A 26,676-nucleotide genomic window follows, 5' to 3' on the forward strand; every position below is an offset into this window, starting at 1 on the left:
AAGTAATCTCTAAGTTAGAAAACATTAATTATTTGGTTAGGAACTTCTAAAGAAAAAAATATCCAACTATTTGTTGTAGGCTGACCCGAAAAGCCCATCTTTGGTTGTGGGCGAACGAGACGCTTACTCCACAAAATTAGATAATCAATTTCCTGAAAATTCCTTAATTGATGATTACCCAAATGGTAAAGTAATTAGCTGAAATATTTTGGTTCTTTTTTTTAATCTTTTTGAACCCACGTTGTACTTACATGCATATCATGAAGTACAAGGTTACATCAATATCTTTAACAAATCTTAAAAAGGCAATAAATGCGATTGATTAAGACATGAAAAAATAGGTGTAAAACTTAATTAAATATTGTTTAAAACTACTGTTCTTTTTGGTGAACGTTGCGAGATTTTAAGGTGGTATCGTTGTTAAGTTAAATTTCAACATCAGATTTTATATAGTTATTTGGGATCGGAAAATTAGGTTTTTGTGCCAGTCCTGTGTATTTTTGCTTGTATTGGGATGCTTCCCATAAATTTTATCGAAACAGAATTCAGGAGTCAGAAGTCAGAATGGGCTAAACGCCCCGCTACCGCTAACAGCATGAATTCTGTGCGACTAGCGGACTTCGGCGTGAGCGCTCAATCGAACGCTGAATAGATGGGTTTAAGACCCCCACCAAATCTACGATTTGGTGGTGCAACAATTGAGTGGCGGGTCTGAATCCCTCACTCAAAGATTGCTGAATTCTCCATTCTTCTTCAATTCACGTAGAGACACTCCACTCCAGATAGACGCAGAGGACGACTCTCTACTGAGGCGTTGTCTCCTGCGTTGGTGTCGGTGTAGGAGTGGCGGTTTCTGTGGGAGTTGGTGTAGGAGTTGGTGTAGGAGTTGGCGTGGGCGTGGGCGTGGGAGTTGGTGTAGGCGTGGATGTTTCCGTGGGCGTTGGTATTGGTAATGGGGGAGCGGTGGGATTTTCCGCTGTAATAGTGAGTTGATAATCTACTGGTTTCGTTGCTGTGGAAACTACAACAAACTCATAAAATCCATTTTCTGGTAATTTAGTTGACAAACTACGCTTGGTAGAATCTTCTAAAAATCTAATTTTGCCAGAGGGTGAATAGACTGATAATAAGACTTGGGAATTTGCTTCTAGCTTCAAGTCCAGAGATTGGTCTTTCGCAAGTCCAGCGATGAATACTTTACCACCACCAGGTTGGAGAGTACTGCTGACTGTTTTGCCAGTAGCCCCAGGATCGAAGACAAGTTTCTGGAAAGCGCTACCGTCAAGGATTGCACTGAGTCGATCGCTAACAAATCCGTACCAAACTTGTCCAATGGGCTGGCCTTGAAAACTTTTACCACGCTGCTCAGGAAATACACGTAAGAATGCAGTATCTCCCAAATCATACAAAGAACGACTACCAACGTTGATTTTGTTGACTGCCACTTTCCAGCGATCGCGTTCAGCAGTTGTATAAGTTCCTAGTTTTTGGCGTGCATTATTACTCAGTGGTGCAAGCTTTTCTAGTAATTCCGAGGCTGTTTTATCCCACTCTGCGCGCAAACTCTCATCTTCAGGGCCATTGCTGAGAGTGCGTCCCCGTAAACTGGGATTTCTGTCCCAAAAAACTTGATTTACCAAGTTCACGTAGAAGTTAGAGTCAATACCCAATTGTTGACGGCGATCGCTTAATCTTTCTTTGCGTTCTCGTTCTGCTGGCGAATATTGCGCTAAAGGATCGGTTGGTTGTTCGCTAGTTGGAATAGGGCTGGCTGTAGGATTAGGGTCGACTTGCCCGACATCTCGTCTGCCATTCAATCCCCACCAAATTAATCCCACACTACCAACAACTAGCGCCGCCACAATGAAGGTTTTTGTTGGTGTCCACCAAGAGGAAGAGGGGGAAGAGGGGGAAGATGAGGGATATGAGGGATATGGAGGGGTTGGAGAAGATGGAGGAGGTGGGGAGACGGCGACGGTGGCGGATGTGGGTTGTGGTGGAGTGGGATATTGAGTTGGCGGATAGTTCGCTGGGGGTGAGTTGAGGGCTTGGAGTACTTGACGGGCTGATTGATAGCGATCGCTTGGTCTAGCAGATAGCATTTTATCTAATACCTGTGCCAAATCTTGACTCAGATTAACTTCCCGTCGCCATTGCCAACTGAGAGTATAGGTATCAATTAATTCTTGGGGTTGTTTCCCTGTCAGTAAAACCAACATTGTTGCAGCCAAAGCATACAAGTCGCTGTGGGGAGATACTAACCCAGTTTGCATTTGTTCTGGGGGCGCAAATCCGATTTTACCTAATAAGGTTGGTGCTGGCGGAGGTGCAGCCATACCGGGTTGGTAATATTCGGAAGCCACAGTTGCTACTACTTGTTTGACACCGCCAAAATCAATTAAAACTGGCAGTTTGTCAACAGTGCGAAGCATTAAATTATCTGGAGAAATATCTCGATGAATTACTCCTAATGAGTGGATGTATTCCAACACTGGCAAAATTTGCTGGAATAATTGGCGTATTTCTACTTCTGTAAAGCGCAAACTCTGTTTTATTCGGGCATTTAACAAAGAATTGTAAGTTTCCCCTTCTACATAATCTTGCACCAAAAATAGATATTCTTTGCCCCCTAAATTTAGCCGCAGCAGTTCTCGGAAGCGGGGAATTTGGGGATGTTGCAATTTATAAAGAACACTCGCTTCTCTCTCGAAAAGTTCTTCAGCTTTTTGGACAACGTAAGCGGTTTGAACTTGGGGAGAAAATTCTTTTAAAACGCAAAGTTCGCGGAAACGGTTGACATCTTCAGCTAAATAAGTGCGTCCGAAGCCACCTTGGCCAATTTGACGCACGATCGCATAGCGATCGCCTAAAGTCATTCCTGGTTGGATACTATAACTCATAGGTGTATCCAACAAATTTTCGCCACACTGGAGACAAAAGCGGCTACCTGGGGAATTTTCATGTCCTTTAGAACAATATATTTTTGTCATTTGTCATTTGTCATTTGTCATTTGTTATTTGTTATTAATTACTCTTCCCCAGCGATGCACTGAGCTTGTCGAAGTGTCCCCAGTCGCCTTATTTGCCAGATTGTACTTTACTGACTTGCTCGGCTGCGATCGCATACCAAATTTGACCAAAAGTCTGTTGATTGAGTTTCCTACGCTGCTGATCGGGAAACAAGCGATCGAATTTTTCATTGGTGTCTTTGGTCAATTGATCGATTGTATAGTTCCCAAACTGTCCCGATCGTGCTTGTTGTCTCCATGTATCGTAATCTTTTTGACTATAGTTCCCCAGTTTCCGACGAGCTGCTGTACTGAGGTCAGCCTGTTCTAGTTTATCCAATAAATTATCGGCGATATCAGACCATTCATCTCGTAAACCAGCATCTTCAGGTTTAGATGTCAGGCTACGTCCCTTTAATTCTGGTTTTTTTGTATAAAATAAATCGTCTACTGTGCGAATAAAAAATCCTTCAGTAATTTCTAACTCTTGACGACGACTGATAATTTTCTGGAGGTCGCTATTTTTTCCTTTGTCGCCGGCTGGTTTTCCAGTTGGAAAGTGTGGGATTTGCGGTAATGAAGGTAATGAAATTGATGGGATAGTGATTGAAGTGACGGCCCGAATGGCTGCATTTCCCGCCGCTATAGTTAATCCAACTAAAGCCGTCCCCCCTAAACTCATCACAAAAGGGCGAATCCAAACAGGGAAAGATGCTGGTTTAGCAATTGCTTGCGTTTGCCTCTGAAATCTGCTTATAACAGCGCTAGCGCGTTGTCTTCCCGGAGCAACTACCATTGTTTTAATCTTGGTAGTAATATAATTACCTGGAGATTTAGTTGCAGTTGGCGATGGTAAATCTCTAAGAATTTGCTCGGCTCGTTGGTAGCGATCGCTCGGTCGATAAGCCAGCATCTTTTTTAACACTGTTTCCAGTTGGGGGCTAACTTGGATTTCCTTACCCCATCCCCAAATTCCCTGATAGCTGTCGTATAATTTTTGTGGTTCTTGACCTGTGAGCAACACTAATGTTGTCACCGCCAAAGAGTATAGATCGCTACTAAAAAATGCCTTTCCCTGCCGTAGCTGTTCTTCTGGAGCGTAACCTTTTTTACCCAGCAAAGTGTTATTTCCAACCAACTTGGTGCGCCAAAAACCTTGAGAAGCTGGCAATTGTTTGACACCACCAAAATCAATTAGCACTGGCAAATTATCAGAACGCCGCCAGATTAGATTATCGGGAGAAATATCCCGGTGAATTACATCTCGTGAGTGGATGTAGGATAACACAGGTAAAATCTGTTGTAGAAGGGTGATTACTTCCTCTTCACTAAAGGTTTTTCCTTGACTTTCACGCTGTTCTAATAACTGGTAGTAATTATCACCATCCACATAATCTTGCACTAAAAAGAAAAAATCTTTAGCGCCTATTTTCACTTGTAGCGAGGCGTGAAAACGCGGAATCTGTGGATGCTGGAGTTTTTTTAGGACATTCGCTTCTCTCTCAAATAACTCTTTAGCTTTTTGTAAATCTTGATTTTCTTGTACTTGGGGTGCAAATTCCTTCAGCACACAGGTTTGATGGGATTTATTGATATCTTCCGCCAAATAGGTGCGTCCAAAGCCGCCTTGTCCTAGATGACGGATAATTTGATAGCGATTATCCACAACCTGTCCCACAGCAAGAGGTAATGGTTCACCACAATGGGTGCAAAAGCGGTTACTACCATTATTTGTGTGTTGTTTACTGCAATAGAGCTGCATGGTGCTGAAGGATAAATTAAGGTTTTATTGAATGACTACAACGCGCATACCCTCATTTTCGGATATTCTACGAATTACGAATTACGAATTATTTTAAACGGTGTTGATTCTACTTCAAGATAAACAACAAGCGTCATGAACGGCAAATCACGACATCAGCAAGTAATTAAAGCATTTGAAGACTTTTTGTCTACCCCCCTAGAAACTATACTGCAAAGGCATCTCAACACTCAAACTTCGGCAGCTTTGAGTTTATTTCACGATGTGGCGGCGAATGTACCTGCCTACAAGGCGTTTTTAGCAGAAAGGGAAATTAATCCCGCGACTATTCAAACCTTAGAGGAGTTTCAAAAACTACCAGCGATCGCTAAACAAAATTATATACTGCGTTATCCTCTAGCTGACTTGTGCCGTAACGGACAACTCCAAGAGTGCGACATGATAGCTGCTTCATCAGGTTCTAGTGGTAAACCGACATTTTGGCCTCGTTTTTTCACAGATGAACTCCAAATCGCCACACGCTTTGAACAGATTTTTCACGATAGTTTCTATACAGATAGCAGACGTACCCTAGCAGTGATTTGTTTCACTTTAGGCACTTGGGTAGGTGGAATGTTTACAACTAATTGCTGTCGTTATCTTGCTAGCAAAGGTTATCTCATCACTGTAATTACTCCTGGTAACAACAAAGAAGAAATCTTGCGAGTTGTCGAAGAATTAGGTTCAGCATTTGAACAAGTGGTGTTACTGGGATACCCGCCATTTTTAAAAGATGTGATTGATACTGGTATCGCTCGTGGTGTGGAGTGGCAGCAATATCAGATTAAATTAGTGATGGCGGGAGAAGTATTTAGTGAAGAATGGCGGAGTTTAGTTGGCGAAAGAGTTGGTTCGCGAAATCCTTGCTATGATTTTGCATCACTCTACGGTACTGCGGATGCAGGAGTTTTGGGTAATGAAACACCGTTAAGTATTTGTATCCGCCGCTTTTTGGCAATAAATCCCGATGCAGCGAGAGCTTTATTTGGGGAATCGCGTTTACCCACACTAGTACAATACGATCCCTTCACTCGCTTTTTTGAAGTTCACGATGGCGGATTGCTGTTTTCGGGAGATAACGGTATTCCCTTAGTACGTTATGACATTTTAGATACTGGCGGGATAATTAGTTATGACGCCATGTTGCAATTTTTAGCTGAATGGGGATTTAACCCGCTTGAAAATCTCCGTTCTGATACTCAAGAATTACCAAGAGGTATTCATCAGCTACCTTTTGTGTATGTCTTCGGTCGTTCTAATTTTACAGTTTCTTACTTTGGTGCGAATATCTATCCCGAAAATGTGACGGTGGGATTAGAACAACCAGGAATTCAAGAATGGGTGACGGGTAAATTCGTATTGCAGGTGAAGGAAGATGCTGACAAAAATCGATTTTTATCTGTAGTTGTGGAATTAGCAGTAGGGGTAGAGGGTAGTGAAGATCGAAGAGAAGCGATCGCATTTTCTATTCTTTCACAACTGCTACGTTTAAATAGCGAGTTTGCTAATTATGTTCCCGCAGAATATCAAACACCACAGGTTACATTAGCACCTATGGGTGATTTTGAATATTTTCCTATAGGGGTGAAACATCGTTATACGCGTCAATAGTACACGACGCGATGAATCAAACACAGGAAGAAGACGCGATTCATCGCGTCTCTACAAGGGGGGATGGGGTGGTTGTTCACAATCGCATTCCCAATTGATTGGGTTATTGATAATATATTGTCTAATTTTATCGCGGGCGAATTCATTACGAATTATGTTGTCATGAAACCTTTCTTGCCATCCAAAACCTTCATATATTTGATTAATTTCAAATGAACATCGTCCTTTGTACCATCTAATAATTTTAGAAAGGGAATTTTTAGACAACATCGGATTAAATAACCCAGTAACCCCACCCCGTTGCTCGTCCCCCCTTGTAGAGACGCGATGAATCGCGTCTTCTTCCCGTGTTCGTGGATTCATCGCGTCTTCTTGTGTTTGATTAATAACCAAAATCCCATGAATATGATTAGGCATAACGCAAAACGAATCTATCTGGCAATTAGAAAAATGATTAGGAATTTCGTACCACAATTTCTGAGCAATTTCCCCAATTGGCGATCGCTGCATTTCACCCTGCACAATCTCACCAAAAAAGCATTTTTTACCGTAGGTACAAATAGTAACGAAATATCCGGCATTGCTAGCATAACTCCATGCTGGCAAACGGATTGAATCAACTCGATATTTACCTTTGTATTTGGGTTGCTTGTTTTCTGGTTGAGGCTCATGATTATTCATGATTACATCTTTGATACAAAAATTTATGCAATTATTGCTTTGCATTGATGTAATTGCCAACCCAAAAAACTCGGAATTATTCGCGCTATGTAAATGATGGGATAGGAAGAAGACGCGATGAATCGCGTCTCTACAAGGGGCGATCGCAAAAACAATCGCATTCCCATTCTGTGTACAATGTCTGTTTTATTAGGTGCGATCGCGTCTGCCACAGTTTCCCCTAAAATAACCAAAGCACTTGGAAAATTTGATGCATAATAAAAACTAAACATTGAAATTCTGAAGTAGGCAATGAATACTACCGATAATTCTCCGATGGATGATGGGTCATCAGCAGATTTGATTTCTGTCGCAGAGTTACAGCAACAGCTTAATGACTTACTCCAGCAATTATCTCCAGAACGATTACAGGTGCTGACTGATTTTGCTGCTTATTTGGCAAATGCTGAAAGCGAAGCTGCAACCCAAGAACTTTTGGCAATTCCTGGATTGTTAGAGCGAGTTAAGCAAAATCAAGCAACGCCTAAAGCCGAATACACCGCCTGGAGAACTCTTCGCTCTGATGTATGAAGTTATTCTTCATCCCGATGTCCAAGAAGTTTATGTCAATGCTGACAAAGCTTTTGCTAAAAAAATTGCCCGATGTTTGCAGCAGCTAGAACAAACTCCTCGATCGCACTCCAACATTAAAGCCCTGAAGGATCGCTCATCGCAGTGAGGTATATAAACTGTAAAGGCGATCGCTTAATCAATTCATCGCAGCGATCGCAAAAACGATCGCATTCCCATTCTGTTTACAATATCTGTTTTATTAGGTGCGATCGCATTCCCTGGATTGCGGAAAGATCGGACACGATAGATTTACAAGAGGCTGACGAGATGCGATGAATCGCGTCTTTACAAGGGATTACTGCTTCTACATTTCGCTTATGTTTTGGCTGGAGGAAGTATTTTTCTTTCCTTCTCTCCATCTTTCACTTTCTCTGGTTGATGCCAAGCTTGATAAAAAGCTGGATAGATCATATTTTCGGCGCAATAGTAGAGTGTCCAATAGCAATCAAAGTAGAAAGCACGATTATTTTGACAAACTGAATCTTGTAAGTAGCAACTTAACTTGGCAACTGCTAAATAAAATAGATTATCTCTAAGGATTATTCCTAAACATGCAACAGGACTAACAAATCCAACTAAACCATCATTGTCTATTAAATTAATAATAAAATTAAATACATTCTCATTGCCAATACCAATAGCTGTTAAAGCCGAGATAGCATGTTCTTTAATTGCATAGTTTTCATAATATGTATGATTATTGATTATTGATATTAGAAGATTTATTAATTCTAGATTACCGCTTCCAATTCTCTGGACATATTTAAGAGTCTTAAACAAAAGGTAGCGATCACAATCTTCGTTGGAATGCAGCGATCGCTTAATAACATCAATAATGGGAGCAATAGCCTCTGGATTGCCAGTAATGATTTTTTCTAATCTCAACATGGTCTCAACCTTTTGAGGATTAGCATCATCAATATTGTTGAGAGAGTAAATCAAATCTATTATTTCTTCTCTACTACTATGATTCTCTTCTTCAAGTGTCTCAGAGGATACCTCAATAGGTCGTGAATCCGAAAATACACGCCGTCTTATAGCTTCAACTTGTTCATCAAATTGAAGCTTATTCAACCAAAAAGGTGGAACAAAGTAATCATCGCTATTATTAATTAGTTCCTTCAGAACTTCGCAAGCTTCAAAGTTATCAGGAGAAAAATCTAATAAAGTTAATGCAACTTGTCCAAGAATTATTTCATCGAATTTATTACCATTTTTATCAGTAAGTTGTCTGCGAATTTTTTTATCTTGACATAAATGCAACAATTTAGTAAGTTCAATAACAACTTTACTGCGGTCAGTATCTCGAATTATTGTTCGAGCTTTTTTATCAAGTGGAAAGAAAGACTGCCACCCTTGTTTAGTACTATCAAAGCAACCAAAAGCCCATTGAACTATCTGTGCTACTATTTCATCAGCACGACTACAATCCCTAAATTCTACAATACCATTGGCTGCCAAAAAGTAGGCTTGAAACCAATAAAGTTTGCAGAAACCATCATCAAATTCCACCAACGCCTGAATAAACTCTTCCTTTTCCTTCCTCTCCACATCCTCACGTCCCAACCACAGCAAAATCAACTCCTTCCACTGCGGGGCAAAAATGCGATAAACCCCTTGCGCGGGGTTGTCGGGAACATGATTCAAAAACTCGCGCCAATCTGCGATCGCCAACGCTGCAAAATATTCCTCAAATGTGGGATGGTAGAAAGCGTAAACTTTCTCTTTTGGTGATTCCGCAGCCAGTCCAACTTCATTTAGCCATCCCAACTTTAACACTAACCAAAATAAAGAATTTTGCTGTTTTGCATCACCTAATTCCTCACGCACAAACTTATGTCGTAGCCGAAACCGTGACGTTTCTTGGTCGATTGCCCGTTTTGCCAAACTTCCCAGCGCAGCGTTTAATTCTTCTTGCTGCTGTTCGGTGGTAGGGAAGCGGTTTTCTTTCCACTTGTAAACCTCTTCCACAAACTGCTGATAAAGTCCGGCTTTAGTTTCCGGTAAACCTTTATCGGAACCTTGCCAAGTGCTACACAACAGCGCTAACCGCAAAGGATTTTTAACTAAATCTTGGATGCGCTGACGTTCAGCTTTATCTAATTCCTGCCATAATCTTTCCCCTTTGTCTGCATCCTTGTTGTGAAACCAACGCCCAATAAACTCTCGCACTTGTTGCGGATATTCAAAATTGAGTAACCGATACGTCTCAAAATTTTCTAAAGCGTTGGCGTTTGCTTCCCAAACATTCACCCGACAAGTAAGCACAACCCGCGCATTTTTCACCCATCCCGTCAACTGCTGAGAAATCTCAGTTAATGGTTGGGGTGAAGACATTTCATCTGCTGCATCCAACAACAACCACACACGATTATTCTTGAATAAATCTGCGAAAGCATTTTCCTGTTCTTCTTTTACACGCACCACTTCTAAAGCATTCTTCAGCCAATCTTGCAGCAGATAATTTTCTACACTCTTTCCTTGCAAGTCTGCCAAAGAAATCCAAATTGGTAAACCCAGATTGTTGTTTAATATCCAAAAAGCTATAGTTTGCAACTGAGTAGTTTTTCCCGCACCCGGTTCTCCAATTAAAGCGATGCGGTGTCCTTGAGTTTTACCAACACCATCACGGATAATTTTCTCTAAAAAAGCCTCATGTTCAAATCGCTGCTTCTCTTCATAACTCGGTTCGTAAAGTTGCGAACCTTGCTCTGCGGAAATATCCTCGCTGTACTTCTGCGGTTTTTTACGTTCCACCAATGCTAAAGGGACATGAATTGCCTCTAGCTCAAATTTCATCTCATCATCAGCAAACAGCAACTCATTTGTGGTGAGACGCTTGTGCTTTTCCAGCATAGCGTTGCAGATTTCTTGCCAGTCAACACCCTGAGATTTTTCTTTCGGAGTCTTGGGAACTTTAGCAGAGTTGTTTTTTTGAGCTTCTCGGCATTTATCCCATTCCCCGCCTTGCTTAAACAACCAATTGAGGTTTTCTTTTTTATCGATGCTGGGAAACTTGAGCGCGAAAAGCCAAACTTTTGAGTTTGTTCTAGTTTTGGCGTTGGTTTGTCCGCGTTTATCCTTAATAATTTTCAGACTTATCAGACAGTTAAGCGCATTCCTAATTGCTTCAGTGTCTAGGCTGTCGTTATAATTCTTCGTCAGTTCTGCCAGTCCTTCTAATGTAGAGTGCGTTACCCATAACTCAGTACCCGCTTGCCAATCGGCTTTACAGTCTTTTGATTCTTCCAAATTTTCCACAAACGACAGCAAAGCAGACAGCAATATCTTTGCTTGTTTTTTACCAGCATCGTAGCTAAGATTCCGCCCCTTCCGCTCCATGTAAGTACCGTCATCGAAAAGAAAAAAATTTTCCAAAAAGTTCTGTGCTTTCCCAAGCCAGACATCTTTCCCAAGCACCTTATGTAGATTCTAAACGGCTTTTAATCAACGCTTGGGAAATTTACTTGTCAATTAATCCCAACCTTAACCTCGATTTGTAATCTAGGTGAGGCAAGTAAATGAAAACTCAACGCAAGCAAACCCAAAACACACGTCAAAAGCTTTATCGCCAAATCATTACAGTGTTGCTAATTCTGCAAACAATGCTAATTGGCGTAAATGCCGAAAACCGCCTTCAGCAAGGAGACTCAACAATTGAGGTTTTAATCTGGATGATTAACCAGTGTATCCCAGTCCTGAAACAAGCCAGCAGTTTGCAAGAAAAGCAGAAAAAAAGCTTGTTACCCAAACATCGCCGATCTGAGGCTCAATAATATCACAAGCCCCTCTCTGCAAGCTAAGAGGGGCTGTGGCTATATTGGTTGATTTATATAAAAATCCGGTTTAATTGCGTGAAAAAATCTAATAACAATTTAATTAATGATTGCAACACATCTTTGGTTCAAGACGCGATGAATCGTGGCATGAAGACGCGATGAATCGCGTCTCTACAAGGTTGAGATCGGGTTTTTTCATAAAAATTATAATAGATGACTAGATAACAAAAACGCCTTGTAGAGACGGCGATTTATCGCGTCTCTCTCGTTCGTCCAGAACACGAGCTTATTCGTCCAGAACACGAGCTTATTCGTCCAGAACACGAGCTTATTTGTCCAGAACACGAGCTTATTTGTCCAGAATCACGAGCTTATTTGTCCAGAACACGAGCTTATTCATCCAGAACACGAGCTTATTCGTCCAGAACACGAGCTTATTCGTTCAGAATACAAGTTTATTGTTGTGTAATCACTGAGCTAGCATTCCAATCTTATTGCAAAAAACACGTTTTTTTGCAAGCTTTACTGAACCACTACATTGCTCCATTGAGACACTCTAGAAAGATAAGTTTAGTAAAAAGAGTGCATTGATGCCACGCCAAAAAAGAAGCTCTACCGTGCTAGAAAAAACCGAACAGAGAGTAATCGGATTTAAATCGATTAATTCCAGCCTCGACTTTGGTGATTCGATCAGCTTAAACCATTTAACCGAGTTAACCGGGCAACTCCGCAACCAGATTGACCAGTATAATATGATGCTAACTGCCATTGACTCAGCAAAGGAACAAATAGAAACCCTTGAAAAGACCATTCGGGAAACTTCAGAGCGCTTGGTTAGTGGTGTAGTGTTGAAGTATGGCAAAGATAGCCGGGAATACGAGATGATAGGCGGGGTACGCAAGAGCGATCGCATTCGTAAAGCCACTATCACTCGGTTAAAATCGACCGCAGACTCAAAAGCGGCTGCTACACAGACGGCGTAATGAGCAACAAGTAGGCATCATTCACTGTGAATGATGCCCATGTTTGGGGATCGCACGATCACACCTTAGTAGTTAGCTCACCAGCAAACAGGATGCGATTGCTGCTTGTTTCCTTGTTATCTAACAATAAATTGCACACCATACACTATAATAAATAGCGCGATCAAATGCTTTACTTGGGAGCTTGCGTGTATGCCTTACCCGAAACTAAATGACTGGCGATCGCATCAATGCTTCAATTTCTGCGCTTTCCATGTCTTTAAAATGGCGCTTATTATGAAAAAGATTGTATGAAAACTTTCCGTATACTAAATAGTTAGGTGGCTTAGTCTTTGGTGGGGGAAGTACTTTAGAATTGTTAGTCGGGTAATAAAGGTTGGTTGAAGTGTGAAATTATCGGAACAAACAATATCAGCTCTTGGCTCTGTTATTACAGGTGATGGAAAGCGTTCACCTTATCGAACTGGTCTACAACTGGTTTCATTTTTTAATCAATTTGGTTCGGAGGATACATACGGTAATGGTTTTCCTTCACGTTGGTATTATGCGGAGGAGAAGTTACGTGAATTCAATGATATGCCAACCATGAAAGACATCTTGGTTTCGGCTCTTGATCCTCGTCATTTTCTTGGAAAGGAACTCGATATTAATGTTGCAATTGAACATCTCAACCAATTTCTCGAATTTGATAATTATGAATTACGTCCTGCGGGAAAGAAATGGGAAGTTTATAAATTAGGCCGTTCTCAAATCGAGTTGTCACATCCTTATGAAAATTCGGTTGAGATAACACACATTTTTATCGATGAGCAAATCAAAAAATGTGACAAGAAACTTGCTGAAGGCGATTTTGATGGAGCAATTACTAACGCACGATCTCTCGTTGAGGCAGTTTTGTCTGCAATTGAAAAAGAATTTGATCATAATCCACCGGAGTCTGATGGGAACCTCCCGAAACTTTATAAAAGGGTTCAAAAACATCTTAATCTTTCTCCAGGGCAAGAAAGTCTTGCAGAATGTCTGAGGCAAATCCTCTCTGGGTTAACAAGCATAGTTTCTGGTTTGGCTACTCTACGAAATACGATGAGTGATTCTCATGTCATTTCGTATAAACCATTGGAGCATCACGCAAGATTAGCAGTTAATTCGGCTAAAACACTGTGCGACTTTTTATTTGAAACGAAGGAGTATCAAATGCAAAAGCAGGAAGATAACACCACCCCTAGTGCAGCGGACTGATTGAAGCTGCCTGTGGTGTTGCAAAGGTTGTCGGCCATCGCCGACCAAGAACGTTATAAGCTGACGAGTAACCCTATCGCTTGGAAGAAAAATGGAATTCGTTATGCTTCACGTCAAGTTATAATTTCTGCTTTCACAACTGATGTCTCAGTAGTGGGATAGAGGCAGAAGCCCAATGTTTCATAGAGTTTTTGTATTGCAAAATTTTCAATCAGGATTTTGGCACTAATTAGCGTTAAATGTTCATCACGCCCTACTTGCAGCAATCTCTTGAGTAACTCGGTTCCCAAACCTTGACATTGGCAGCGATTGCATTCGCAAAGCTACCATTACACGGTTAAAATCCACCGCAGACTCAAAAGCGGCTTCTACACAGACGGCATAATGAGCAACAAGTAGGCATCATTCACAGTGAATGATGCCCATGTTGTCGCAATTTTATTCTTCAATCAACTCAAAATCAACTCGCTCGTAAATATCACGCAAGGCAATTTGAAAATCGATAGAATCTAAGACTAAAACTGCATCTTCACCTTCATATTCCTTAAAAATCCATTGACCTTCTGCTTGTTTGGCAAATTGTTCTACAGCAAAACTATACTGGTCAATCATAATATATTCTTGAAAGCCAGGAATGGAACGATAATATTTAAACTTATCTGTTTTGTCATAATTTTTAGTTGAATTTGATAAGACTTCAACAATTAATAAGGGATTAGTAATAATTGTTGTACCTGTTCCCTCATAAATAGGTTTACCTTTGATGACGATAATATCAGGATAAGTATAGAGGCGATAACGGGGGATTGATAATTTCACATCCCCTATGTAAATTTCATAATCTTGTCCTTGTACTGTCAGGGGAAACTTGCGACAAAAATTAAGTGCAATTTTGTTGTGGTTGGTTGTTCCCCCTGTCATAGGTATAATTTCTCCATCTCTGTATTCATTTTTATATTCAGCTTTTTCTTCTAATTCCAAATATTCTTCTGGGGTGTAGTAGCGCTTTTCTGTTTGTAAAACCATATTAATTAACTCACCAAATGGGGGAATGGTTCTGTTATCAATAGCGTAACGTACCCGAAAGATAGCGAAAATAAATATTTTTGTTATACAAATACGGTTGCAGACAATGTAACAATAGCGATCGCAAGCCAATACTTTTAGCCATACCCACCAGTGAACGCCCCTACCAATATCTCTGCGCAAACTCAGAATCGCAAAGCCGATCACATTCGCATCTGCTTAGAAGAAGATGTTCAGTGCGATCGCATCACCAATGGACTGGAACGTTATCGTTTCACCCATTCTTGCTTACCCGAACTCAACCACGACGATATTGATATCAGTACAACTTTCTTGGGAAAAAACCTTGACGCACCCTTGTTAATTTCTTCCATGACTGGCGGAACAGAACAAGCCGCAATCATTAACCAACGTTTGGCTCAAGTCGCACAACACTACAAAATTGCAATGGGTGTCGGTTCCCAGCGAGTGGCGGTAGAAAAACCCCAAGTGGCTGATACTTTTGCTGTCCGCAAGTATGCCCCCGACGTTCTGCTACTTGCAAACTTAGGGGCTGTGCAACTTAACTATAAGTACGGCTTAGATGAATGTTTGCGGGTAGTTGATATTTTAGAAGCTGATGCCTTGATTTTACACATTAACCCTTTACAAGAGTGCATTCAACCCAAAGGTGATACTAATTTTCGGGGTTTGCTTGACAAGATTTCTATATTATGCTCAAAATTGCCAGTACCAGTGATTGCGAAGGAAGTTGGTAACGGCATTTCAGCAGCGATCGCACAGAAACTTCTCGCCGCTGGGGTAGCAGCAATTGATGTCGCTGGTGCGGGCGGTACTTCTTGGGCAAAAGTAGAAAGCGAACGGGCAGAAAATCCCTTGCAGCGTCGTTTAGGGAGGACATTTGCTGATTGGGGTTTACCGACAGCAGAGTGCATTACAACTATTAGAGCGATCGCTCCAAATGTGCCCTTAATTGCTTCAGGAGGTTTGCGTCATGGATTGGATGTTGCAGCGGCGATCGCTTTGGGAGCAGATATAGCTGGTTTAGCAATGCCTTTCTTGCAAGCCGCAGCAATATCAGAGACAGCAGTTGCGGAACTCGCTGAGGTATTAATCGCTGAAATCACCACAGTCTTATTTTGTACTGGCAATGCTACCTTGTATCAGTTAAAGCACTCTGGCAGTTTACAGCGCATAGAATAGGTAAATAGGTAAATAGGTAAATAGGTCATTAGTCATTAGTCATTTGTCCTTTGTCATTTATAAATGCCCAATGCCCAATGCCCAATGCCCCATGCCCCATGCCCAATGCCCAATGACTAATAACTAATGCGTAATTTTATCAAACAAACTTTTGCTAGTTTAGTTGGCACTTTACTAGGACTAATTATTTTCGCTGGTCTGGGAACCACTGGACTGTTCTTGCTGATATTGGCTGCTAGCTCGTCTAAAGATACTGGGCCAAATGTGAAAAATAAGTCAGTGTTGGTTTTTGACTTGTCAATGAAAATTACTGATGGCGAGCCTAGTTCAGGGCAACTGTTTCAAAACACAATATCAGGTGTGGATGAAGATAGAATGGCACTCCGCAAAGTTGTGGAAACTTTGGAAAAGGCGCGGCGCGATCCGCGCATTGTCGGGATCTATATAGATGCAACAAATGCTAGCCAAGCTGGTAACGTCGGTTATGCCTCTCTAAAAGAAATTCGGAAAGCGCTAGAGGAGTTTCGCGCTGCGGGGAAAAAGATTGTCGCCTATGGCAGTGATTGGAGTGAAAAGGAATATTACGTTAGTTCAGTGGCAGATTCCATTGTCCTTAATCCTCTAGGAATGATGGAAGTCAACGGTTTGAGTTCACAACCAATGTTCTTAGCGGGAGCATTACAGAAGTATGGCATTGGCGTTCAAGTTGTGCGAGTCGGCAAATTTAAAGGAGCCGTTGAACCATTTATTCTCAACAAGTTAAGTCCAGAAAACCGCGAACAAACTCAGAAATTGTTGGATGATGTTTGGGGAGAGTGGCGTACTGCTATAGGCGCAAGTCGGAAAATTGAACCCAACAAGTTGCAAGCGATCGCAGATAATCAGTCTTTACTAGAAGCCACACAAGCTAAAACTAACGGTTTAGTCGATTTAGTACAATACCCCGATGAAGTTGTCGCTGACTTGAAAAAGTTGACAAATAGCGATAAAGAAGACAAAACATTCCGACAAATTAGCCTGAATAGCTACGCACAAGTTTCTGGTAAATCTTTGGGTGTAGAACGTAACTCCAAAAATCAAATTGCCGTTGTTTATGCTGAGGGCGAGATTGTCGATGGTAAAGGAGAAGATGGGCAAGTAGGAGGCGATCGCTTTGCGAAAATCTTCAACAAGCTGCGACAAGATAAAGATGTGAAGGCTGTTGTATTACGAATTAATAGTCCTGGTGGTAGTGCTACCGCAGCCGAAGTCATGCAGCGAGAAGTGAAACTAACTCGTGAGGTAAAACCAGTTGTAGTGTCAATGGGTGATGTCGCCGCCTCTGGTGGTTATTGGATTGCTAGCGACTCTAATCGCATTTTTGCAGAACCAAATACCATTACAGGTTCTATAGGGGTGTTTGGACTCTTATTCAATGGAGAAAAGCTGGCCAGTAATAATGGTATTACTTGGGATTCAGTGAAAACCGCACGCTATGCTGATAGTCAAACAGTTTCGCGTCCGAAATCGCCTCAAGAGTTGGAAATTTATCAGCGCAGTGTTAACCGAATTTATAATATGTTTCTGAATAAAGTTTCTCAAGGTCGGAAACTCCCAGAACAAAAAGTAGCAGAAATTGCCCAAGGAAGGGTTTGGTCGGGTGAAGCGGCCAAAGAAATTGGTTTGGTGGATGAAATTGGTGGTTTGAATACTGCGATCGCATACACTGCCAAGGAGGCGAAACTAGGAGAAGACTGGGAAGTGCAAGAATATCCTCGCACTAGCAGCTTCGGAGAACGCTTTTTTGGGCGTGCAACAGAAGAGGCGCGGACTGCTTTCGGAATTGAGGGGGCGCAACTCAAATCAGCCAATCCCCTCACCGCTGAATTTCAGAAATTACAACAGGAAGTAGAGATTCTGCAAAAGATGAACGATCCGCAAGGAGTTTACGCCCGTTTGCCTTTTAACTTGAAGATTGAGTAATTTTTTGTAGGGGTAACTCATGAATTGCCCCTACATTTTGTACTTGATACGATTAATTTTGCTCTAGAGATTAATGTTATAACCAGTGCTTTGGATACGTCCTTTCTGCTGCTAAATTATTAAAGATCACAGCGCATAGCACTAGAATCATCGATCCCTCAAAGGCAGGTGTTAGCAGAAATTGCCAGTCCGGTTTCGTCATCATAACGACTAATGCAACAGCACCTGAAGGTGGGTGTACAGTTCCGGTAAACTGCATAATTGCGATCGCACTAGAAACAGCCATTCCCATTGCCAAGGGAGAGGAACCGAAAAAATGTAGAATTATCAGACTCACTATAGCAGCTAAAAGATTACCCCCAATGACATTACGAGGTTGAGCCAAAGGGCTGTCAGGGACACCAAAGATCAAGACACTTGTAGCACCAAAAGGAGCCATCAGCAAAGGAGAATTAGTTTTGACAGCAAGGTAGGACGTTGCTGTGATGGCTAAAAAACTACCGATCCAACTCCAAAAAACATGCCGATGATGAGGTCTTTCTATTGGACAGGTTAGCGGACACGAGCGCCATCTACCAAAGGTTTTAAACCAATAATTTTGCCACTTCAACCGAACTTTTTTACTATCGATCATGAATCAACCACTCGATACTCATGACTCCTTGAATTGACAGAGCAAGGCTTTGCTTAAGTTACAATAACATGACATTTAGGAAAAAAATCTCTAAAAAGTATCTAAATACACAGATTTTTTTGTTTTATTGGATTCTTGTCTAAATAGGCTAATTTGAATAGCGAGACGGATGAGTTGACCTTGCCAAGGTCGTAATCAGGAGAACGCTTTTTTGGGCTGGCAACACAAGAAGCGCGGACTGCTTTCGGAATTGAGGGGACGCAACTCAAACAATCCCCTCGCCGCTGAATTTCAGAAATTACAACAGGAAGTAGAGATTCTGCAAAAGATAAACGATCCACAGGAGTCTACGCCCGCTTGCCTTTCAACTTGAAGATTGAGTAGATATTTTTTTGAGCATCAATCAGTAGTCAAAAACTCAATACAGTTTAGATAAACCCAAAACGCAGATTGTAGAGACGCGATTTATCGCGTCTTGAAAGACCAATTACCTACACCAATAGCCCTTTACCCAAGCGTATTAGGCAAAACTTTGCGATTTAATGAATTTGTGAAACTAGCTTTGAGGCTTTGTAGTCAGTATTTTAGTGCTGAGAAAATAAAGACCAAAGTCCTTACTACGAAATTCTTTACCCATAATTTAAAGACAGACCAGTACGGCGAAGCCCATGAGTTTGCCTCGCCAGCCATAAACCAGCTGACATTTGCTGCTCAGATGTGTAAAGTAGTTGAAAGTCAACTACAATTTCCAACCTTTGACAGAATTTTGGATTTGGAATTTTGCTGAAGCAGCCCGATTAAACAGTGGCTCAAGTATGGAAAAATCTAAAATTTTTTATCCAAAGCAAGTGTATTTACATAGCAACCCAATTTAAAGTCTAAAATACAAAATTGAGTAAAACATCCATCTATGGCTAGAAAAACACAACGTCTTTTGCTGCTAATTGTTTCTTGTAGTATCACTGGTGTAATTTTAGGAGGTACTGCTGGCTGGGCAGAAAGTAGTCTCTGCCTGGAAGACAGTAAGGTTACAAGTGAGTGCCTAACTCAAGATCCATTCCAAAAAACTATCCAAGGGATGAGTACTGGATTGTTAGCTGGCGCTGGCGCCGCTTTCGGTGCAGTCTGGCAGTTACGGAATGAAGATTGAGCATGAACTACCACTAACCCGGAACTCCGGGTTAGATTAGGTTTCTGTACTAATTAGCCAGTGCCTTCACTTTGACTTTCGCCCAGCATTAAAGTCATGTGGGTCAATTATCTTAATTTATATGGCTTTAGAAGAATAGCGATCTATTAATGCACGAGCAAATTTCTGGTGTTGTTCAGCTAGATATTCAGGAGAGATGAACTGAGCATTGCCCATGAAGCGGTACACCCAGCGACAAAACTCCTCCAGCGATCGCTCAGGCAATTTAACAATATAATCTACGTAAGTAGGTTTACTATGTGTCTTATTCATAAGTCTGGGTTAATCGCCTGGATTGGTGAACGAAATAATTAGCTTTTTCGCCACCTACGCTATCTTATTGACAAAAGTTAGTCATCTCAAAATTTTTAACGTTCTGCTGGTTTCTGTGTGACTGAGGCAGTTGGATTTAGACTTGAAGTGATGGGACTGGAGGAAAGACTGGTGACGAGAGCAATTGGTCTAGAGCAAATTATTGCCCAAAAGGTTCTTACCTTATCAAAAGAACAACAGCAGCAAGTACTTGACTTTGTAGAATTTCTGCAATTGAAATCACTAACAGTGGAGTTTTTGCACCATGATGGCACGCCAATGTCTGCTTTAGAAGCAGCAGGAGACTTAGTTGGCTGCGTGGATTCTGGGCCTGGGGATCTCTCGACAAACAAGGAGTACCTTAAAAGACCATTAACAGAATGAAGCAAGCGGTACTGCTAGATACAGGCCCATTAATAGCTTTAGTCAATCGGAGAGAGCAGTTTCATAAATGGGTGACAAATCAGTTTGGACAGATTGAACCACCTTTGTTAACTTGTGAAGCGGTAGTTACAGAGGCTTGTTTTCTCTTACAGAATGTTTATGGAGGAGAAGCAGCAGTAATTTCTTTTGTACAAAAGGGAATTATCCATCTCCCGTTTCGGCTCTCTGAAGAAGCTGCTGCTGTTGACGAGTTGATGCAGCGTTATAAGTCAGTTCCAATGTCTTTAGCAGATGCGTGTTTGGTGAGGATGGCAGAACTGGCAACTGAAAGTGAATTGCTCACATTTGATAGTGATTTTAGGATTTATAGGAAAAATCGGAATCAATTAATTTCTGTGATTATGCCAGAAGAACTGTGAGCCTACAAGTTTCAATCCTTAATATGGATTTTGCTTAATTGCAATGGCTTGCTTCTATAAGCTTTGTATTATTAGGTTTTCAAGGTTTAATTGCACGAATGCAAAAATCATAACACGACAGTTTGTAATTGCCCCAGATGTAAATTGTTTAGAACTAGCTTTTAGCAAAGCTATATTTATTTAATTCATTTGCCTCAAGGCTTATTAGCAAACTCCCATTCTTCTACCGCGTAATCTGCTATCTCCTTATAGCATCTACCTATATAAATGTCACCATTACTTAATTTCTGAGTTTCCCGTAATGTTGCTATAAATGGCTTATTTTTACTACGCCAAATAATATTTGATTTGTTAATCACATTTGTAATAGGGCTTTGTTTGTAACCTCCCCAACACCATTTTATTGCACGTTCTAGCTTTATTCCATCCCATCTTCCTATTTGAGGGTTTGTACTTAAAAGATTACCTAACAGCGATTTAATTATTAACTGTGTATATGTTTTACTTCCATGTAGTTTTATAATTTTATTGAAGCCTATCTTGTTTTTTTGGTAATCTACATAAGCTGAGATAATGTTTTCTTTTGCTTTCTTGTTGACTGCGTTATTATTTAAAATTTGATTTATAAATTGAGCAAAAGTTATATTAGGATCTTGAATTAAAGGTAAAATATCTTGAAGCTGCCGTAAGTAAATTTCTTCAGCTTTTGACATACTTCTTCCTTCATTATCTGCAATAATTAATTCAATAATATCAAAAAAATCATTTACTTTTCTCATTTCTACCTGAACTTTAAAATGAGATTTATCTTTATTCGATTTTTCCAGTAATTTCAGTAACGCAGTGACTCTATGTCTGCCTCCTATGATGTAACTGTGTCGTATAGGATTATCATCATCATTATCATCTTCTCTGTCAAATTCTACGTATGCAATACTAGGTAATCTGAAAAATTTATTATATTTTTTCAAACTGTTCATAATATCGATCAATCTTTTAGAATCTTCTTCAATAAGAGCTTGATTAAAAGTTTTTTCAGTTCTTTCAAAAGCTTTTTCTAGTTTCTCTGCTGTCATTATTCCTATATATGGTTCATAACCTTTTTCATAACTTATCCAGTTTTCTTTATTTTGAGACAAACTACTCATAATTTTTTCCTTCTAATTTTATTTACAGAAAACTCTGAGGTTAGAGTACCCAATAGATAGTTAAAAAGCGATCACCCGTCTTGGAAAAGAATAGTGATCGCTCTTAAACTCACTGAATGTCACCACCTGCATGATATTTTGGGGACTTTTCCCTAACTTAGGTCAAGCAATTCTTACTAATTGGGTGTCAAATCGTTGTAGGTTCTGCCCGGCAGGGTCTACAGTCTGCCAATGAAAATAAATTGGTACGGACGCGCCAAAGTTCTAACACAGTCAGAGATACAGCTAATCTTCAGTCACGGATTAGACAACGACCGCGATCGCAGACTGACTATTTAGCATTGAGCCAAGATGGATGTATTGATTAATTGATAATAGTTCGCAATAACTATTCTGTGGCGCGACTCTCAACGTCGGAATAGGGATCATAGCGCGGTAGACTGTCCATAATAGAACGCCTAAACCGGACACTACCATCAAGAATAAATGAGGTTGCCACCCCCAACTCGTCTACCTAACAAGCATTACAGGTCTAGAGAATACCTTACACCAACTGAGGTGCGATCTCTTTTGATTGGGGCGATTTATGACATTTCAGCATCTGCGTGTGAAGTGAGTTTTAAGCACCTCATGCCAATAAGACAAAGACTGGAACTATGATAAAGCCTGCTGTTGAGTTTATTGCTCCTTTTATAAATTTACAGCCAATGATTCCATGCTTTCTGACAAGCCAATTGTCTAACTCTGCTATCCGTTGCAGCTAATACTTCCCTATCGATATCTGGGTTGGGATGCAACGAAGCAAACGTCTGGACGCATTTGCATTCTTGGTAGCTTATAGAGAATAATCACAGATAAAGCAGCTTTGGCATCTTCGTGCGAGAGAATAAATATAAAATATGGCGATCGCAATCGATTTTGGTACTAGCAACACAGTCATTGCTCGTTGGAACCCTGTAACCCAGCAGCCAGAAACCCTGACTCTACCAGGCTTGTCAATTAAACAAAGTCTCAATCCGCCACTGATTCCCAGCTTGGTTTATGTTGAAGACGCAGCCCAAAATAAAGTCTTAGTCGGGCAACAAGTACGCGATCGCGGTTTTGATCTCAAAGGCGAAACGCGATTTTTCCGCAGCTTCAAACGCGGTATTGGTGCAGATATTCAAGGTTTCTTACCCGAACTAGATGGGCAAATTGTCACCTTTGAACAAGTAGGGCAATGGTTCCTCACCAAAGTAATTGAAGAACTAGCACCCCTGGAAGGTGGGTTAGATTCTCTGGTGTTAACCGTACCCGTAGACAGTTTTGAAGCCTATCGTCATTGGTTGGGAACAGTATGTCAAAGCCTCCCTGTCGAACAAGTACGAATGCTGGATGAACCCACAGCCGCCGCCTTGGGTTATGGTTTGGCAGATCGAGAAAATCTTTTGGTGATTGACTTCGGCGGTGGAACTTTGGATTTGTCCCTTGTTCGGTTGGATCAAAGCGTGCAAGCAAGCACAAAGCCCTTGGGGTTTCTCCTCAAATGGGGTAATAAATCTTTGGCTGAAGATTCAAAACAAAAAGTCAAAACTGCCCGTGTCCTGGCGAAAGCTGGGCAAAATCTGGGTGGTACTGATATTGATAACTGGTTAGTAGATTACTTTGCCAAAACTCAAGAACTAGCGATAAGTCCGTTGACAACAAGATTGGCAGAACGGGTAAAAATTCAGCTATCAACCCAAAACCAAGCCAGCGAAGTTTATTTTGATGATGAAACATTTGAAAGCTATGAACTGGAACTAAACCGCGATACTTTTGACGATATCCTCAAAGAACACGCCTTTTTTGAGTTATTGGATGAGTCGATGACGACACTGTTGCAGCAAGCAAAACGCCAAGGGATAGAACTTCCAGATATTAGTGCAGTTTTGTTAGTTGGTGGAACTGTGCAATTACCAGCAGTGCAGACATGGATCAAACAGTATTTTGAGCCAGAAAAAATCCGTTGCGAACGTCCATTTGAAGCGATCGCTCAAGGTGCATTACAGTTAGCTCAAGGTGTGCAAATTAAAGATTTTCTCTACCATAGTTACGGTATCCGCTACTGGGATCGCCGCAATCAGCGTCACAAATGGCATTCTTTAATTAAAGCTGGACAGGCATATCCGATGAGTCAAGCAGTGGAATTAGTCTTAGGCGCTTCTGTAGAAAATCAACCCAGTATTGAACTAATTATGGGAGAATTGGGAGCAGATACAGGTAGTACTGAAGTTTATTTTGATGGCGATCGCTTAATTACTCGCCGGATGGACAATAATGAAACCAACGTCAAACCCCTCAACGATCGAGAAGGTGCGAAGACAATTGCCCAACTGACACCAGCCGGATATCCTGGAAGCGATCGCATCAAAATCCTCTTTCAAGTTGATGAGCAACGCTTTTTGCGAATCACCGTTGAAGACTTGTTAACGAATGATACGCTGTTGGAAAATCAACTTGTGGCACAGTTGAGTTAATTAACTAAAAGGATTTAAAAGTGGGATACCGCAGCCATCGAAATACCGGATGTTGCGCGTTACTAAGGTCAATTGATGAATTTGAGCAGTAGCAGCAATCATCATATCTGCTTGGGTGTGTGTTTTCCCACTTAATCTTAGTTGACCTCGCAATTCACCGGAGCGCTTGGCAATTTCAATGGTAATGGGCAATACTTGACAGTTATTTTCCAAAAAGTTATCGAACCATGTTTGAATTTTAGGGTTGGGTTTGGATGTCAGTCCATAAAATATTTCTTCAACAGTGATTGCACTCAGAACTATTAAAGAAACTCTTTCTGCCCATTTCATTACACCAGAGTTAGGTTGCCGTCTTACTAATTCGCTGATAATGTTAGTGTCACAGAGAAAAGTCATCAATGGCATCAGCGAAAGGGTTAGGACGGTCTTGGCGGGAGGGTACTTCGAGGATATAATCTTCCTCAGCAGCTATCTGACGTAGTTCTTTAAAAGAATCAGCTAGAGACATATCTTCGCGCTGCTTGCGCCACGTCAAAAATTCTTCAAACATCTCAGCTTCAACAACAACAGCCACCAGTTGATTTCGGTTGTAGATGAGTTGCGGTTCTTTAGTGACAGCATGAATTAGTTCGGAGAACCTCTGTTTCACTTCTGCAATTCTCCAGTTCATCTAAAACCTCTTTTATTCATAATCATGTCTATTATAGACATAACTTAATGTCTATAATATTCTCATCAAAAAGCATACACTTAACGACGAATGTGTATTTCTAGCCACCCATTTTTAACCATCCAAAAACTTGATTGACACTTAGTGCAAGTTCAATTTCTGGTAATACAGGCAAAAAATCTTCTCCCTGGAGTAACACTGGCTGTTGCTCCGGTAGAAATACCAAAATACTGAGGTCATCAGGATCAAGAAACCATCCAAGGCGGCTACCATACTTTAGACAATAAAGAATGTTACCAATTACTTTGTTGGGTTTTTGTTCTGGCGAAAGAATCTCAATCGTCCAGTCTGGTGAAAGTTCAAAATTATCAGGTACTTCATCGTCAACTGTGAATGGTATGCGTTCCCACAGAAATACAGCTACATCAGGTACAATTGAGCGATCGCCAAAAGTACACCGTAATTCGGGAAACCCATAGGCAATCTTCTTATTCTCTGTGACTTCATTGATAACAGCACAGAGCTTGCCTTGTAAGCGGCTGTGTCTCCCTTTTGGCATTGGCTTTTGAATAATCTCTCCGTTAATATATTCACTCGCAGGCTTTGTTTCTGGGAGCTTCAGAAACTCTTCCAATGTGAGAGGTTGAGTAATTATGACGCTCATAGCTCCTGAATCCCTTGAAGATTGTTTTCTAGTCTAGCAAGATGTATAAACAGGTGCTTAACTCCACGAACGCACCCGTCTATACATCAAAGGAAGAATTGCAACTCTTAATTACGAATTATTTCCGCACAACTACTAATGTTCCCGTTGAAGCCCAGTTGTAAAGATTACGAGCTTGCTTAACAGGTAAATTTACGCAACCATGACTGACTGGAGTCCCAAAACGGTTGTGCCAATAAGCGCCGTGAATGGCATACCCTCTGTAAAAATACATTGTGTAAGGAACGTCAGGAATGTCGTAGCCTCTGCCTCGCATTCTGTTAATACGATACTTAGAATTAATCCGAAATCTACCTATGGGTGTAGGAGTCGCTCGCTTACCTCCAGAAATGCGATATGAATGAACAAGTTTATTACCTTCCCATGCACGTAAACGTTGCTCTGACAAATCAATTTCAATCCAGCGAGGTTGGCTAATATTATTAAATACAGTGATGCTGTTTTCATCGACTGACGTAGCTGTTGCTGTAGTCGAGTTAGGTATACCTGTTAATGGCGATGACCAAGAGAATAAAGTCACCACCATCAGCGCCACGCCTGTACAAAAAGTTCCTGAAGAACAAATTCCACCACTGCGAATCCAGGATTGCATTATGCCTCACCTTCTAAACTACGCAAAAATCATCAAGTGAAGTAATTTTCTGGAAAACTACAAATTTCCAGATCGACTACTTGCTTTCTGTGCAGGATTTACGCAGTTCATCTTTTATTTGTCATTTGTCATTTATTCTTGGTTAAATGATGACCAATGACCAATGACTAATTACAAAGGACAATCTTTACAAATATCTGT

Annotated in this window: 27 protein-coding genes and 1 pseudogene; 14 read left to right on the top strand and 14 right to left on the bottom strand. The window is 40.9% G+C overall.

Going from position 1 to position 26,676, the window contains the following annotated elements; genetic code table 11:
- Positions 1-803 precede the first annotated feature (803 nt).
- Positions 804-2,990, bottom strand: a complete 2,187-nt coding sequence (locus V7K53_RS30185) for a serine/threonine-protein kinase (RefSeq protein ID WP_335201162.1) — start codon at positions 2,988-2,990, stop codon at positions 804-806.
- An 88-nt stretch (positions 2,991-3,078) separates the two neighbouring features.
- Positions 3,079-4,770 carry a serine/threonine-protein kinase gene (locus V7K53_RS30190; protein WP_335201163.1) on the bottom strand — a complete coding sequence of 564 codons (1,692 nt, stop codon included), beginning with the start codon at positions 4,768-4,770 and terminating at the stop codon, positions 3,079-3,081.
- A gap of 135 nt (positions 4,771-4,905) precedes the next feature.
- Between V7K53_RS30190 and V7K53_RS30195 the strand changes: the two genes are divergently transcribed.
- Positions 4,906-6,420, top strand: a complete 1,515-nt coding sequence (locus V7K53_RS30195; RefSeq protein WP_335201164.1) for a phenylacetate--CoA ligase family protein — start codon at positions 4,906-4,908, stop codon at positions 6,418-6,420.
- Positions 6,421-6,471: 51 nt separating this feature from the next.
- On the opposite strand, the gene V7K53_RS30200 is transcribed toward V7K53_RS30195, so the two are convergent.
- Positions 6,472-7,101, bottom strand: coding sequence for a transposase (locus V7K53_RS30200; RefSeq protein ID WP_335201165.1), 630 nt, complete (start codon positions 7,099-7,101; stop codon positions 6,472-6,474).
- Positions 7,102-7,124: 23 nt separating this feature from the next.
- Complete coding sequence (locus V7K53_RS30205; protein WP_335201166.1) at positions 7,125-7,373, bottom strand: hypothetical protein; 249 nt, start codon at positions 7,371-7,373, stop codon at positions 7,125-7,127.
- 19 nt (positions 7,374-7,392) lie between these two features.
- Between V7K53_RS30205 and V7K53_RS30210 the strand changes: the two genes are divergently transcribed.
- From V7K53_RS30210 to V7K53_RS30220, 3 genes are read left to right on the top strand one after another with little or no spacing between them, the layout of a single operon-like run.
- Entirely contained in the window at positions 7,393-7,671 is a 279-nt protein-coding gene (locus V7K53_RS30210) for a hypothetical protein (RefSeq protein WP_335201167.1), read from the top strand.
- Positions 7,664-7,819 carry a type II toxin-antitoxin system RelE family toxin gene (locus V7K53_RS30215; RefSeq protein ID WP_335201168.1) on the top strand — a complete coding sequence of 52 codons (156 nt, stop codon included), beginning with the start codon at positions 7,664-7,666 and terminating at the stop codon, positions 7,817-7,819. The genes V7K53_RS30210 and V7K53_RS30215 overlap by 8 nt, the downstream gene beginning before the upstream one ends.
- Positions 7,816-7,989, top strand: a complete 174-nt coding sequence (locus V7K53_RS30220; RefSeq protein WP_335201170.1) for a hypothetical protein — start codon at positions 7,816-7,818, stop codon at positions 7,987-7,989. Before V7K53_RS30215 ends, V7K53_RS30220 begins: the two co-directional genes overlap by 4 nt.
- A gap of 39 nt (positions 7,990-8,028) precedes the next feature.
- Here V7K53_RS30220 and V7K53_RS30225 read toward each other — a convergent pair whose 3' ends face one another.
- On the bottom strand, positions 8,029-11,091 hold the full coding sequence (locus V7K53_RS30225; protein WP_335201171.1) for an NACHT domain-containing protein: 3,063 nt from the start codon (positions 11,089-11,091) through the stop codon (positions 8,029-8,031).
- A gap of 143 nt (positions 11,092-11,234) precedes the next feature.
- Here V7K53_RS30225 and V7K53_RS30230 point away from each other — a divergent pair, with 143 nt between their 5' ends.
- The 3 genes from V7K53_RS30230 (at position 11,235) to V7K53_RS30240 (ending at position 13,714) form a co-directional block, all read left to right on the top strand.
- The gene (locus V7K53_RS30230; RefSeq protein ID WP_335201172.1) at positions 11,235-11,489 is read left to right on the top strand and encodes a hypothetical protein; all 255 of its coding nucleotides are present in this window, start codon (positions 11,235-11,237) and stop codon (positions 11,487-11,489) included.
- Between the two features lie 593 nt (positions 11,490-12,082).
- Positions 12,083-12,475 carry a hypothetical protein gene (locus V7K53_RS30235; RefSeq protein WP_335201173.1) on the top strand — a complete coding sequence of 131 codons (393 nt, stop codon included), beginning with the start codon at positions 12,083-12,085 and terminating at the stop codon, positions 12,473-12,475.
- Positions 12,476-12,862: 387 nt separating this feature from the next.
- A complete protein-coding gene (locus tag V7K53_RS30240) occupies positions 12,863-13,714 on the top strand; it encodes an abortive infection family protein (RefSeq protein ID WP_335201175.1) in 852 nt (283 codons plus the stop codon).
- Between the two features lie 113 nt (positions 13,715-13,827).
- Here V7K53_RS30240 and V7K53_RS30245 read toward each other — a convergent pair whose 3' ends face one another.
- Together V7K53_RS30245 and V7K53_RS30250 are read right to left on the bottom strand one after the other, a co-directional pair.
- A complete protein-coding gene (locus V7K53_RS30245) occupies positions 13,828-14,004 on the bottom strand; it encodes a hypothetical protein (protein ID WP_335201176.1) in 177 nt (58 codons plus the stop codon).
- A gap of 148 nt (positions 14,005-14,152) precedes the next feature.
- Positions 14,153-14,740: a Uma2 family endonuclease gene (locus tag V7K53_RS30250; protein ID WP_335201177.1), complete on the bottom strand. Its 588-nt coding sequence runs from the start codon at positions 14,738-14,740 to the stop codon at positions 14,153-14,155.
- Between the two features lie 153 nt (positions 14,741-14,893).
- Between V7K53_RS30250 and fni the strand changes: the two genes are divergently transcribed.
- Positions 14,894-15,943, top strand: coding sequence for a type 2 isopentenyl-diphosphate Delta-isomerase (gene fni, locus V7K53_RS30255; protein ID WP_335201179.1), 1,050 nt, complete (start codon positions 14,894-14,896; stop codon positions 15,941-15,943).
- A gap of 126 nt (positions 15,944-16,069) precedes the next feature.
- Positions 16,070-17,905, top strand: a complete 1,836-nt coding sequence (sppA, locus tag V7K53_RS30260; protein ID WP_335194346.1) for a signal peptide peptidase SppA — start codon at positions 16,070-16,072, stop codon at positions 17,903-17,905.
- Between the two features lie 76 nt (positions 17,906-17,981).
- Here sppA and V7K53_RS30265 read toward each other — a convergent pair whose 3' ends face one another.
- Positions 17,982-18,539 (bottom strand): HPP family protein, encoded by a 558-nt coding sequence (locus V7K53_RS30265; protein ID WP_289799537.1) that lies wholly within the window; start codon positions 18,537-18,539, stop codon positions 17,982-17,984.
- 201 nt (positions 18,540-18,740) lie between these two features.
- Between V7K53_RS30265 and V7K53_RS34160 the strand changes: the two are divergent.
- Together V7K53_RS34160 and V7K53_RS30270 are read left to right on the top strand one after the other, a co-directional pair.
- A pseudogene (locus tag V7K53_RS34160) lies at positions 18,741-18,923 on the top strand (signal peptide peptidase SppA); the annotation flags it as partial.
- Between the two features lie 526 nt (positions 18,924-19,449).
- A complete protein-coding gene (locus tag V7K53_RS30270; RefSeq protein ID WP_104909601.1) occupies positions 19,450-19,689 on the top strand; it encodes a hypothetical protein in 240 nt (79 codons plus the stop codon).
- 117 nt (positions 19,690-19,806) lie between these two features.
- On the opposite strand, the gene V7K53_RS30275 is transcribed toward V7K53_RS30270, so the two are convergent.
- Entirely contained in the window at positions 19,807-20,001 is a 195-nt protein-coding gene (locus tag V7K53_RS30275) for a hypothetical protein (protein ID WP_335201181.1), read from the bottom strand.
- A gap of 171 nt (positions 20,002-20,172) precedes the next feature.
- Between V7K53_RS30275 and V7K53_RS30280 the strand changes: the two genes are divergently transcribed.
- Together V7K53_RS30280 and V7K53_RS30285 are read left to right on the top strand one after the other, a co-directional pair.
- Entirely contained in the window at positions 20,173-20,424 is a 252-nt protein-coding gene (locus V7K53_RS30280) for a hypothetical protein (RefSeq protein ID WP_335201183.1), read from the top strand.
- Positions 20,421-20,843, top strand: a complete 423-nt coding sequence (locus V7K53_RS30285; protein WP_335201184.1) for a type II toxin-antitoxin system VapC family toxin — start codon at positions 20,421-20,423, stop codon at positions 20,841-20,843. Before V7K53_RS30280 ends, V7K53_RS30285 begins: the two co-directional genes overlap by 4 nt.
- Positions 20,844-21,037: 194 nt before the next feature.
- Here V7K53_RS30285 and V7K53_RS30290 read toward each other — a convergent pair whose 3' ends face one another.
- Positions 21,038-21,991, bottom strand: coding sequence for a hypothetical protein (locus V7K53_RS30290; RefSeq protein ID WP_335201185.1), 954 nt, complete (start codon positions 21,989-21,991; stop codon positions 21,038-21,040).
- An 899-nt stretch (positions 21,992-22,890) separates the two neighbouring features.
- Here V7K53_RS30290 and V7K53_RS30295 point away from each other — a divergent pair.
- On the top strand, positions 22,891-24,489 hold the full coding sequence (locus tag V7K53_RS30295) for an Hsp70 family protein (protein ID WP_335201186.1): 1,599 nt from the start codon (positions 22,891-22,893) through the stop codon (positions 24,487-24,489).
- Here the strand turns inward: V7K53_RS30295 and V7K53_RS30300 are convergent, their stop codons facing one another.
- The 4 genes from V7K53_RS30300 to V7K53_RS30315 form a co-directional block, all read right to left on the bottom strand.
- On the bottom strand, positions 24,490-24,885 hold the full coding sequence (locus V7K53_RS30300; protein WP_335201187.1) for a type II toxin-antitoxin system VapC family toxin: 396 nt from the start codon (positions 24,883-24,885) through the stop codon (positions 24,490-24,492).
- On the bottom strand, positions 24,869-25,159 hold the full coding sequence (locus V7K53_RS30305; protein WP_335201188.1) for a type II toxin-antitoxin system prevent-host-death family antitoxin: 291 nt from the start codon (positions 25,157-25,159) through the stop codon (positions 24,869-24,871). The genes V7K53_RS30300 and V7K53_RS30305 overlap by 17 nt, the downstream gene beginning before the upstream one ends.
- Positions 25,160-25,259: 100 nt before the next feature.
- Positions 25,260-25,823 carry a Uma2 family endonuclease gene (locus tag V7K53_RS30310; protein WP_335201190.1) on the bottom strand — a complete coding sequence of 188 codons (564 nt, stop codon included), beginning with the start codon at positions 25,821-25,823 and terminating at the stop codon, positions 25,260-25,262.
- Positions 25,824-25,941: 118 nt separating this feature from the next.
- Positions 25,942-26,475 carry a L,D-transpeptidase gene (locus tag V7K53_RS30315; protein ID WP_335201191.1) on the bottom strand — a complete coding sequence of 178 codons (534 nt, stop codon included), beginning with the start codon at positions 26,473-26,475 and terminating at the stop codon, positions 25,942-25,944.
- Positions 26,476-26,676: the final 201 nt, after the last annotated feature.

The organism is Nostoc sp., from assembly GCF_036917355.1.
GTDB lineage: Bacteria > Cyanobacteriota > Cyanobacteriia > Cyanobacteriales > Nostocaceae > Nostoc.